This is a genomic window from Pseudomonas sp. IT-P218 (assembly GCF_949767605.1).
Classification (GTDB): Bacteria; Pseudomonadota; Gammaproteobacteria; order Pseudomonadales; family Pseudomonadaceae; genus Aquipseudomonas; species Aquipseudomonas putida_AE.
In genome coordinates, this window is record NZ_CATKQQ010000088.1 from 173,338 (window position 1) to 185,010 (window position 11,673).

Sequence of the window (11,673 nt, forward strand, 5' to 3'; positions counted from 1 at the left end):
GGAACAATCCACTACGACGGCACACCCAAGGTCTACGCACGGTAAGCGAGTGGACGCCGCGCCGGTATCAAGACGAACAGCATCCGAAGGGGGGAAATCTCCCACCCAGCTAAAGGTTTCCCTTAGTCGATCCTGCGCAGCCGGCCATCGCGGATGATTTTCCGGGCGCCTTGTTTACGCATAGGCGTAGCTGCCGTAGCTCGGTAAACTGCTCGGCAAGCTTGTCGGGGTAATTTTTTCAATTCAGGAATAAACGTGACCAAATCTATTGAGGACAATGCGTCTCTCGAGTCCTTTTCTCTTGAGAGTCCCTCCCCCCTGTATGCGCGGGTCAAGCAGATCATCATGCAGAAGATTCGCTCCGGTGCCTGGCTGCCCAATTCCAAGGTGCCGTCTGAAAGCGAATTGCTGAATTTGCTGGGGGTCAGTCGCATGACCATCAACCGCGCCTTGCGCGAGCTGACCATTGAAGGCGCGCTGGTGCGCATGCAAGGGGTTGGCACCTTCGTGGCGGAGCCCAAGGGGCATGCTGCGCTTTTCGAGATCCACAACATCGCCGAAGAAATCGAGGCCCGGGGTCACGAGCACCGCTGCGAAGTGATCGTGCTCGAGGAGATGCCGGAGCGGGCCCGCGCTTCCATGCCCTTCCCCCTGGAGGGGGTCAAGCGCCTGTTCCATTCGGTGGTGGTGCACCACGAGAACGGTGTGCCGGTGCAGATCGAAGAACGCTTCGTCAATGCCGACGTCGCACCCGCTTATTTGCAGCAGGACTTTACCCAGGTCACGCCCTACGCCTACCTGATCCAGTTGGCCCCGCTGACCGAAGGCGAACATGTGGTCGAGTCGATCCATGCCAAATCCGCGGAGTGCAAGCTGTTGCAAATCAAACGGTATGAGCCGTGCCTGTTGATTCGCCGCCGTACCTGGGCTGCCAAAGGCCAGGTCGGTTGTGCGCGGCTGGTGTATCCCGGTTCGCGTTATCGCCTGGAAGGCAAGTTCGGCAACTGATTTACCCGTCGAGCGGCCCCCGCTTGCCGCTCGACAAGGCTGTTGTTGCAGACATTCTGCAGGGCTGTTACTGCCAAGGCCAAATGTGGCAAAAAAGTGACATTCCAGCGTTTCCTTTCGCACAAAAGTGTTACGAGATGCTCACCATCGCAGCAAACTTTTTCAAAGTTGCAACAGAAATTTGATCAAGCTCTGCGTTAGTCAAGTTTTCTCTGTTTTGATAAGTATCTGATTCAAATCGATTTATCACCTTTCTAGAATTTTTCTGCGTCCGCCAGATCGGATTTTGGCCCTTCACTTGCATTCACTTGTACATACAGGTTGGTATAAGCATACATGTACATCCTTGTTTGCCGATGCCACGCCACTGACCGCTGAATGAGGAGAACGCCATGACCACTAAGAACACACGCCTGCGTGATGTTGAAATCCGCGCTGCCCGCGGTAACAAGCTGACCGCCAAGAGCTGGCTGACCGAAGCGCCGCTGCGCATGCTGATGAACAACCTCGACCCGCAAGTCGCCGAGAACCCTAAAGAACTGGTGGTTTACGGTGGTATCGGTCGTGCGGCCCGTAATTGGGAGTGCTACGACAAGATCGTCGAAAGCCTGACCCACCTGAACGACGACGAGACCCTGCTGGTGCAATCCGGCAAGCCGGTCGGCGTGTTCAAGACCCACGCCAACGCCCCGCGCGTACTGATCGCCAACTCCAACCTGGTGCCACACTGGGCGAGCTGGGAACACTTCAACGAACTCGACGCCAAGGGCCTGGCCATGTACGGCCAGATGACCGCCGGCAGCTGGATCTACATCGGCAGCCAGGGCATCGTCCAGGGCACCTACGAAACCTTCGTCGAAGCCGGTCGCCAGCACTACAACGATGACCTCAAAGGCAAGTGGGTACTGACCGCAGGCCTGGGTGGCATGGGCGGCGCGCAGCCTCTGGCAGCAACCCTGGCCGGTGCCTGCTCGCTGAACATCGAATGCCAGCAGAGCCGTATCGACTTCCGCCTGAGCAGCCGCTACGTCGATGAACAGGCCAAAGACCTCGACGACGCGCTGGCCCGCATCGCCAAATACACCAAAGAAGGCAAGGCGATCTCCATCGCACTGCTGGGCAACGCCGCGGAAATCCTGCCGGAGCTGGTCAAGCGCGGCGTGCGCCCGGACATGGTCACCGACCAGACCAGCGCCCACGACCCGCTCAACGGCTACCTGCCAGCCGGCTGGAGCTGGGAGCAGTATCGCGATCGCGCTGTCACTGATCCGGCGATGGTGATCAAGGCTGCCAAACAATCGATGGCTGTCCATGTCCAGGCCATGCTGGACTTCCAGAAGCAAGGCATCCCGACCTTCGACTACGGCAACAACATCCGCCAGATGGCGCAAGAAGAAGGCGTGGAAAACGCATTCGACTTCCCGGGCTTCGTACCGGCCTACATCCGCCCACTGTTCTGCCGTGGCATCGGTCCGTTCCGCTGGGCGGCGCTGTCGGGTAACGCTGAAGACATCTACAAGACCGACGCCAAGGTCAAGGAACTGATCCCGGACGACGCCCACCTGCACAACTGGCTGGACATGGCCCGCGAGCGCATCAGCTTCCAGGGGCTGCCGGCCCGTATCTGCTGGGTTGGCCTGGGCCTGCGCGCCAAGCTGGGCCTGGCGTTCAACGAAATGGTGCGCAGCGGCGAGCTGTCCGCGCCAATCGTGATCGGTCGCGACCATTTGGACTCAGGTTCCGTAGCGAGCCCGAACCGCGAAACCGAATCGATGCAGGACGGTTCCGACGCCGTCTCCGACTGGCCACTGCTCAACGCCCTGCTCAACACCGCGAGCGGCGCGACCTGGGTTTCCCTGCACCACGGCGGCGGCGTCGGCATGGGCTTCTCCCAGCACTCGGGCATGGTGATTGTCTGCGACGGTACCGATGAAGCGGCCGAGCGTATCGCTCGCGTGTTGCACAACGACCCGGCGACCGGCGTGATGCGCCATGCCGATGCCGGTTACCAGATCGCGATCGACTGCGCCAAGGAGCAAGGGCTGAACCTGCCGATGATTACCGGTAAATAAAAAACCGGCCTTGGCCGACGCAAACCTGTAGGAGCTGGCTTGCCAGCGAATGCCGCACCGAGGTGTGTCAGGAAAGACGCCTTCGCGAGCAAGCTCGCTCCTACAGGGGGATTGCACATCCGGAATAACAATTCAGCCCCTTTCCCCGAGGAAACTGCCATGAGCAACAACCCGTTTACCCAACAACTACAGGGCGTTCGCGTACTGGACCTGAGCCGCGTACTGGCCGGCCCGCACTGCACCGCCATGCTGGCAGACCTCGGCGCCGACGTCATCAAGTTCGAAGTGCCGGGGCACGGCGATGACAGCCGCCACCTGGGCCCGTTCAAGGATGGCGAAAGCGTCTATTTCGGCCTGATCAATCGCGGCAAGCGCAGTGTCGAGATGGACTTCAAGTCTGCCCAGGACCTGGCCCTGTTGTATGAATTGGTACGCGATGCCGACGTCGTCGTGGAGAACTTCCGCCCCGGCGTAACCCGTCGCCTGGGCATCGACTTCGATACCCTCAAGCAATACAACCCGAGGCTGATCTACGCGAGTATTTCCGGCTTTGGCCAGCACGGCCCGCTGTCCAACAAGCCCGCCTACGACATTGTCGCGCAAGCGATGTCCGGCCTGATGAGCGTCACCGGTTTTGCCGAGACGGGACCGACGCGCAGCGGCGAGTCCATCGGCGATCTGTGTGCCGGTGTCTATGCCGCCTGGGCGATCAGCTCGGCGCTGTTCGCCCGCGAGCGGCACACCCCGGGCGCGCAATTTATCGACGTGGCCATGTTTGATGTGTTGTTCAGCCTGCAAATGACCGGGCTGTCCAATCTCTTCGCCCACGGCGTTGCGCCCGGCCTGGTCGGCAACCGCCATCCGGTATCGACACCCTTCGACACCTACTCTGCAGCCGACGGCCAGGTGGTCATCGCGGTGGCGAGCGACAAGCTGTTCCAACGCTTGTGCCAGTGCATGGGCAAGCCGGAACTGGCCAACGACCCACTCTTCGCCGAGGACCCGCAACGGACGTTGAACGAGCCGGCGTTGCGCGCACAAATCGAACACTGGACGCGCCAGCTGAGCGTCGAGCAGGCCTGCGACATCCTGCTCGATGCCGGCGTGCCCTCCTCCCCGGTGTGGAACCTCGCCCAGGCCGCCGACAGTGAACAGGCGCACGCCCGTCAACTGCTGATCCGGCCCGAGGGCGCCGCGCAACCGCTGGTGCCGCAACCGGTTTTCTTCAATGGCCACAAACCCCACGCCGTCACCCTCGCCCCACGCCTGGGCGCTGACAATGCGGCATTCGGCATGAACAAACAGGAGCTTTCCCATGAACTTTGAATTGGATCAAGTCGAAATGGCGGTGATCGAATCCGCTGAAAAACTGGCCCGCGAGGTGATCCAGCCCCGCGCCCAGCATTACGACGAAACCGAAACCTTCTGCGCCGAAAGCCTGCAAGCCTTGGCAGAACTGGGTGGCATGGGCATCAACCTGCCGGAGGAATATGGCGGGCTGGGGATTGGCAGCCTGGCCATGAGCCGTGTGGTCGAGGCCGTGGCCGGTGCCTGCGCCTCCACCGCGTCGGCTTTGACCGCGCACTTCCTCGCGACCGACTCGATCCTGATCGGAGGCACCGAAGCGCAAAAGCAGGAATGGTTGCCCCGCGCCGCCAGCGGCGAGTTACTCGGCGCCTTCGCCCTGACCGAACCGGCCGCGGGTTCCAACCCGGCCGACATGCGCTGCCGTGCGCAACCTGAAGACGGTGGCTGGAGAATTCGCGGCAGCAAGCACTACATCACCAACGCCCGCGAAGCCGGTTTCATCGTGCTCTATGCCAAGACCGACGCCGACGCCGGGCACAAGGGCATCAGCGCGTTCATGATTCCCCAGGGCACCGAGGGCATCAGTTTTTCCAGCCCGGAAAAAACCATGGGCCTGCGCGGTAGCACCATCTATGAGCTATCCCTGGACTGCTGGTTGCCCGCGTCGGCACTACTGGGTAGCGAAGGCGCCGGTTTCAACACGGCCATGGCGGTGCTCGATCGCGGCCGCGTCGAAGTGGCGGCGATGTCCCTGGGGGTGGCCAATGCGGCGTTGCAGGCCAGCCTGGGCTGGGTCCGCGAACGGCAGATCGGGCCCAAACCGCTGGCGGCCTATCAAGGCACGCAATGGCGCCTGGCCGACATGCACACGCAACTGGAAGCCGCGCGCATGCTCACCTGGAAAGCCGCCGCGCGTCGCGACAGCGGTGAACGCTTCAGCCTGGAATCGGCCACCGCCAAGCTGTTCGCCGCCGAATGCGCCGGCTTCGTCACCGATGCCGCGCTGCAGTTGCACGGTGGCTATGGCTACATCCGCGACCTCCCGCTGGAGCGCTACGTTCGCGACGCGCGCATCCTGCGAATTTTCGAGGGCACCTCGGAAGTACAGAAAATCATCATTTCGCGAAGCGTGCTCGACGCCCAGCGTTAACAACGCGACAACCGGGGCCTGATCCCAGGCCCCGCCCTTTTTATCCCAACCCGAGAAGGTTGTCGTATGCCACGACACCCGAGAGGAACCGCCATGTCCGCCTCCAAAGAAAGTGCGCAGCGCAAGACGTATATAGAACGGCGATCCATCGACTACATCCCCGAATCGGAGCGCCATGGCCGGCTGCTCAGCCAGTTCACACTATGGTTCGGCGCCAACCTGCAAGTCACCGCGATTGTTACCGGGGCGCTGGCCGTGGTGCTGGGCGGTGATGTGTTCTGGTCGTTGATCGGCCTGCTGATCGGGCAACTGCTGGGCGGCGCGATCATGGCCCTGCATGCGGCCCAAGGGCCACAGCTGGGCCTGCCCCAGATGATCTCCAGTCGCGTGCAGTTCGGCGTCTATGGCGCGGTCATTCCCATCGTGCTGGCCTGCCTGATGTATGTGGGGTTTTCGGCCAGCGGTTCGGTGCTCGCCGGCCAGGCCATCAGCCAACTGATGAACGTCAGCGATGCCAGCGGCATTCTGATTTTCGCGGCCATGATCGTCGTGCTGACCGTACTCGGTTATCGGACCATCCATGTGATCGGGCGGCTGTCGAGCCTGATTGGCGTGGTGTCGTTTTTCTACCTGTTCTATCGCTTGCTGTCGGCCCACGACATCGGCGAACTGCTGGCCAACCGGCATTTTTCCCTGAGCAGTTTTCTGTTGGCCATCTCGCTGTCAGCCTCCTGGCAAATCGCCTTCGGCCCCTACGTCGCGGACTATTCGCGCTACCTGCCGAGAACCACATCCGCCGTGAAGACCTTTCTCGCCGTCGGCCTGGGATCGGTGATCGGCACACAGATCTCGATGATCTTCGGTGTGTTCGTCGCGGCGCTGGCGGGCGATCAGTTTGCCGGCCATGAGGTGTCCTACATCGTTGGCCTGGGGGCGAGTGGCTTTGTCGCCTCGCTGCTGTTTTTCAGTATCGTGTTCGGCAAGGTTACCATCACCACTCTCAACGCCTACGGCAGCTTCATGTCCCTGGCCACGATCGTCAGCGGCTTTCGCGGCAATCAGGAAATCTCCAGGACCCTGCGCTCGGTCTACATCCTGATCATGGTTGGGTTGGCGACAGCGCTGGCACTGATGGGGCGGCACTCGTTCCTGCATGATTTTTCCGCCTTCATCCTGTTCCTGCTGGCGTTTTTCACCCCCTGGAGCGCTATCAACCTGGTGGATTTCTACCTGGTGACCAAAGAGCGCTACGACATACCCGCCCTGTCCGATCCCGACGGCCGCTATGGACGCTGGAACCTGCCGGGCATTGCGGTCTACACACTTGGGGTACTGATTCAGATGCCGTTCATTGCTACCAGTTTCTACACTGGTCCCCTGGTCGAGACACTGGGCGGCACCGATATCTCATGGCTGATCGGCCTGATCGTTCCCGCCATCATCTACTACTGGGTGGCGCGGGGTTCGCGACAACGGATTCCTTCGCGACTGATTCTGCCGCAGGAGACCACCCCGGTCTGATCCACCTCAACACAGGGCCGCTCGCCCGGGCTGCCCTGTCCCTAAGCCAGATCGAGTTTCTTCCATGCCTGCCGCTAACGCCTGCGCCCTTTCGCCACCCACCCCTCGCGACCGGCTTGTTCACGCTGCAGTCGAACTCTTCGCCACACGCGGCTTCCAGGCCATTGGCCTGCGTGACCTGGCAGGTCACCTGGGGCTGCAGGCCGGGTCGCTTTACCACCACATCGAAAATAAACAGTGCTTGTTGTTCGAGCTCATCGAGTCCGCCTTGTCAGACTTGCTGCTCACGACCAGGCGCCGCCTGAAAGGCGCCAGGAACCCAACCGAACGGCTACGTCGTTTTGTCCAGGCATTCGTCAGCTTTGCTCTGCTTGAAAGGCACCGATTGATCCTGGTGACCCGCGAGTTCGTCAACCTCAACGAGGAACAGCAACGCCACGCCGACCAGTCGAAGCGCGCACACAGCAAGCTGTTGAGCGACATCATCGCCGAGCAATACCGGGTGAAGGGCAAGCCGGATGCCGAGACCTGCCTGATCACCCACGCGGTGATGGGCATGCTCTATGGCCAGTTGCAGTGGAGCGAAGTGCAGATCACCCAACAGCACCTGACGGACTTGTTCACCGGTTGTGTCATGCGCATGATCGCCAGCAGCCAGGATATCGCGCTACGGGAGCCTCAGGACGTCGAAGAGGACGGGTTCTTGTAACGCAACGCCTCCACCAGCAACGCAAACGCGGGCGACGCCTGGCGCCTGCTCGGGTAATAGAGATGAAAACCGGAAAACCATGGCGACCAGTCTTCCAGCACTTGAACCAGGCGCCCGGCTTCGAGGTGAGGCGCGACCAGGTCGTGGGGAATGTAGCTCAACCCGAAACCGTCCAGCGCCGCTGCCAACAGCTGATAAACACCGTTGTAGGTCACCTGGCCTGTCACGCGAACCTTGAGACGTTCGCCATCCTTGGCGAACTCCCAGGCATACAGGCCGCCGTTGGTGGGCAAGCGCAGGTTATTGCACAAGTGATCTGTGAGCGCCCGAGGCGTCGTGGGTAGTTCGCGGTTGGCAAAGTAGCCAGGAGACCCCACCACCGACATGCGCATGTCCGGGCCGATGCGCGTGGCAATCATGCCTTGCGCCACGTCCTCGCCCAGCCTGACCCCGGCATCAAAGCCCTGTGCGGCGATGTCGACGAAGCTGTAGTCGCAACAGACTTCCACCGAGATGTCCGGATACCTGGGGAGGAAGTCTTTGAGCACGGGCCGAATGATCTGGTCCAGCACATGGTCCATTGCGTTGATACGGATATTGCCTGCGGGGGTGTCGCGCAGATCACTCAGGTCAGCCAGCTCCAGTTCGATTTCCTCGAAGTGGGGCCCCACCCTGCTCATCAGGCGCTCGCCGGCCTCGGTGGGCGAAACGCTGCGGGTGGTGCGCGTCAACAAACGCAGTCCAAGGCGTGCTTCCAGGCCACGAATCGTATGGCTCAGCGCTGATTGGGAGACGCCGAGCCTGGCAGCGGCCTTGGTAAAGCTTCGCTCCTTTGCCACGGCGAGGAAGGCAAGCAGATCACTGGCGTTTTCCCTGAGCATTGATGAGAACCTCACATAAATATTTTCGGATTCTAGCCTCTAATCATATTAATGAGCAGCTGATAGATTTTAGATCCATTCAGGTCGTCACCGACGGCTGTTGCCTCAAGGGAACCGTCATGAAAAATCTCGCGGCCACGGCGTTGTCGCTGTCATTGCTCGCTTTCGATGTAACCGCAGAAGGGGAAAAACCCATGCTCGTCATTAACCCGAACGGCTCGCAGCCTTCCGCCAAGGGACCCGCCGATTACTTTACCGGCACTGTTAGGGTCGACGCGCCGTTCAAGGGGACACAAGAGGCGCGGGTCAGCGGCGCCACCGTGACCTTTGAACCGGGCGCTCGCACTGCCTGGCACACTCACCCGTTGGGCCAGACCTTGATCGTCACCGCGGGATCCGGACTGGTGCAGGCGTTGGGGCAACCGGTTCGTTCAATCAAACCGGGAGACACCGTGTGGATTCCACCAAACATCAAACACTGGCACGGCGCGACCGCCACCACTGCAATGACGCATATCGCCATTGCCGAAGTGCTGGACGGCGAAGTGGTCGACTGGCTGGAACAGGTCAGCGACGAACAGTACGCCCAAGGGCTTTGATCGAATTCACACGAGGTCCTCATGAAAAACACCCGCAAAGTCACAGTCGTCATTGGAGCAGGTTCGATTGGCCAGGCGATTGCCCGCCGCGTCAGCGCGGGTAAACATGTCCTGCTGGCCGACCTGCGCCTGGAGAACGCTGACGCAGCGGCCAAGGTGCTACTCGACGCAGGCTTCGAAGTCAGCACGACCGTCGTCGACGTTTCTTCGCGCGAATCGGTCGAGGCACTGGTTCGAATGGCAACCGCCATCGGTGACATCACCGGCGTGATCCACGCGGCGGGTGTTTCACCTTCCCAAGCGCCGGTAGCGACCATCCTGCGAGTGGACCTTTATGGCACGGCCCTGGTGCTGGAAGCGTTTGGCAAAGTGATCGCCGAGGGCGGCTCGGCAATCGTCATCGCCTCGCAGTCCGGCCATCGCCTGCCCGCCCTGACACCCGAACAGGACAAGGCACTGGCCACCACGCCTGTCGAGCAATTGCTGGCACTGCCCATGCTTCAGGCCGACCAGGTGACTGATCCATTGAACGCCTATCAGATCTCCAAGCGCGCCAATTCGCTGCGCGTGATGGCCGAGGCCGTACGCTGGGGCAAGCGCGGGGCACGAGTCAACGCCATCAGCCCCGGCATCATCTTCACCCCACTGGCCAGAGACGAATTGAGCGGTCCGCGTGGCGAAGGCTACCGCCGCATGATCGATCTCAGCGCTGCCGGCCGTGGCGGCACACCCGACGAAGTCGGTGCAGTCGCGGCGTTACTGATGGGGCCCGAAGGCACCTTCATCACCGGCAGCGACTTTCTCATGGATGGCGGCGTCACCGCAGCCTACTGGTACGGCGACCTGGCGCCTCGGTAAGTCACTGCCGTGGAACTGATGACCTCCACCCTCCCTGCCCGCTGTGCAAAGGGCGAAAGTGCGCTTGCAAGGGCTGAAGAAAGCGCATGGGTAGTAACGCAAGCTCAATCAGCGCAGCCCCATGGATCGGTTGATTAGCGACATCTTTGAGTCGATAGCTGCCCTTCACGACAGGCAGCTTTCGGCCGATTCTGTTGAAAAAGTAGATCTCCTGCCTGGCCTGCTTGAGCTATGAAATAAAGTCTGTCGGGAATAAATGGAGTCTGTCGCAGGCTGCTGATTGCTTTGATCAGCGCCTGTTACAGACTTGAGGTATTCCAGTGATGGTCACGTGGGTGAACGACCGCACGCTTTGGGCCTTTTCAAAGCTGAGGAGCTTGAAAGGTTGGGCCGCCTGATAGCTAGTGGAGATGGCGGGACTGAGATGGCCATGGCTTCATCCAAGGGATCTGCCACCGGTCATTCAACCGCCCCGGTCGCTAGACTATTAGTCGTCGGGCTCTGCGTAGGCTTCTGCCAGAAGGGCTTGGGCGTGACCTTCCAGGAAGTCGAAAACCTCCTCTTGGATATACCCGTTGTATTGCTTCCGCCGGCCCTTTGATACGACCCCATTCTGGTCTAAGCACTGCATTATCAGCTTGCTCAAGAGGCTGCCGCGCACGTCGTAGTTGTCATTAACCACCTTGAGCAACGTGTCGTATCGTTGCAGATACTCGGTTTCTTCCCTCAGTTCAATTTCCAATGCCCGCTTGGCCATTTCCAGCGTGAAGGCCACACATTCAGTCGCATCCCAGTAGCGATAGAGGCTTGGGTCGCCGGTGAAGTTAAGCGACATGTTGTCGGCATCGATCCAACGAACGTCCCAGAATTGCCGGGCAGGTTTCGAGAAGCTCTGCAGAGCTTCAAGGTAGCGTTGCTCCTCTCGCTTCATGGCAACGGAGACAGGGAGTAACAAACCGTTCTCCAGCGCACCGCTGCAGCACAATGCCTGGTGTATCAAGAAGCGCGACAGTCGGCCATTCCCATCCATGAAGGGATGCAAGAACACGAACCCGAATGAGGCAATGCCGGCGGCCACCAGCGGGTCAAGCTCCAACGGTGCACGGTTTGCGAAGGCCATGAGTTCGAACATCAGATCCCGGCAAAGGTCTGGAGGTGGGGGGATATAGGTGACCCCTGCCGCTCCTCGAAAGGAGTTGGTCAGGTGGTTTTGTTCATGCCGGAAGGCCACCGCCCATTCAAGCGGTTGGGAAATTGCATTGTTTTGCAGAGAGACCAAGTAGTCTTCGGTAAGCGGCTGTCGGTCATGTGCCTGGCGCAGCAACTGAACGAAACGCTCTGACTTCTGCTGGCTTGGTGCTTCCTTTTCAATCGCAAATGAGGAATCTGTTTCGCTCAGGTACGCCCAGTTGATGGTGCGATCCATCATTTCCTTAGGCAAGGAAGCAATGAACTCTTTCGAGCGCCCTAGAGAAAATCCCCAGCCTCCGGTGCAACCGCTTGCGGCACTGCAAGCGCGCCGTTGATCCGCTCAATGCGGGTGACGGGTTGAACGAGTGCGGGCTTC

9 protein-coding genes and 1 pseudogene are annotated in these 11,673 nt (G+C 60.4%); 8 read left to right on the top strand and 2 right to left on the bottom strand.

Annotated features, from left to right (window positions below):
• Window positions 1-255: 255 nt before the first annotated feature.
• The 6 genes from hutC (at window position 256) to ACM6I6_RS28570 (ending at window position 7,768) form a co-directional block, all read left to right on the top strand.
• Window positions 256-1,008 (top strand): histidine utilization repressor, encoded by a 753-nt coding sequence (gene hutC / locus ACM6I6_RS28545; protein WP_323607555.1) that lies wholly within the window; start codon window positions 256-258, stop codon window positions 1,006-1,008.
• Window positions 1,009-1,400: 392 nt separating this feature from the next.
• On the top strand, window positions 1,401-3,080 hold the full coding sequence (gene hutU, locus ACM6I6_RS28550) for a urocanate hydratase (RefSeq protein WP_414921096.1): 1,680 nt from the start codon (window positions 1,401-1,403) through the stop codon (window positions 3,078-3,080).
• 159 nt (window positions 3,081-3,239) lie between these two features.
• Complete coding sequence (locus ACM6I6_RS28555; protein WP_323607736.1) at window positions 3,240-4,406, top strand: CoA transferase; 1,167 nt, start codon at window positions 3,240-3,242, stop codon at window positions 4,404-4,406.
• Complete coding sequence (locus ACM6I6_RS28560) at window positions 4,396-5,538, top strand: acyl-CoA dehydrogenase family protein (RefSeq protein WP_414921097.1); 1,143 nt, start codon at window positions 4,396-4,398, stop codon at window positions 5,536-5,538. Before ACM6I6_RS28555 ends, ACM6I6_RS28560 begins: the two co-directional genes overlap by 11 nt.
• A gap of 93 nt (window positions 5,539-5,631) precedes the next feature.
• Entirely contained in the window at window positions 5,632-7,059 is a 1,428-nt protein-coding gene (locus tag ACM6I6_RS28565; protein WP_323607732.1) for a cytosine permease, read from the top strand.
• A 64-nt stretch (window positions 7,060-7,123) separates the two neighbouring features.
• Entirely contained in the window at window positions 7,124-7,768 is a 645-nt protein-coding gene (locus tag ACM6I6_RS28570) for a TetR/AcrR family transcriptional regulator (protein ID WP_408600356.1), read from the top strand.
• Here the strand turns inward: ACM6I6_RS28570 and ACM6I6_RS28575 are convergent.
• Entirely contained in the window at window positions 7,738-8,649 is a 912-nt protein-coding gene (locus ACM6I6_RS28575; RefSeq protein WP_323607731.1) for a LysR family transcriptional regulator, read from the bottom strand. The two genes, ACM6I6_RS28570 and ACM6I6_RS28575, sit on opposite strands and share 31 nt — an antisense overlap.
• 119 nt (window positions 8,650-8,768) lie before the next feature.
• Between ACM6I6_RS28575 and ACM6I6_RS28580 the strand changes: the two genes are divergently transcribed.
• Complete coding sequence (locus ACM6I6_RS28580) at window positions 8,769-9,248, top strand: cupin domain-containing protein (protein ID WP_323607729.1); 480 nt, start codon at window positions 8,769-8,771, stop codon at window positions 9,246-9,248.
• 21 nt (window positions 9,249-9,269) lie between these two features.
• Window positions 9,270-10,106: an SDR family oxidoreductase gene (locus tag ACM6I6_RS28585; RefSeq protein WP_414921098.1), complete on the top strand. Its 837-nt coding sequence runs from the start codon at window positions 9,270-9,272 to the stop codon at window positions 10,104-10,106.
• 487 nt (window positions 10,107-10,593) lie between these two features.
• Here ACM6I6_RS28585 and ACM6I6_RS28590 read toward each other — a convergent pair.
• Window positions 10,594-11,577: pseudogene (locus ACM6I6_RS28590) on the bottom strand (Fic family protein); the annotation flags it as partial.
• Window positions 11,578-11,673: the final 96 nt, after the last annotated feature.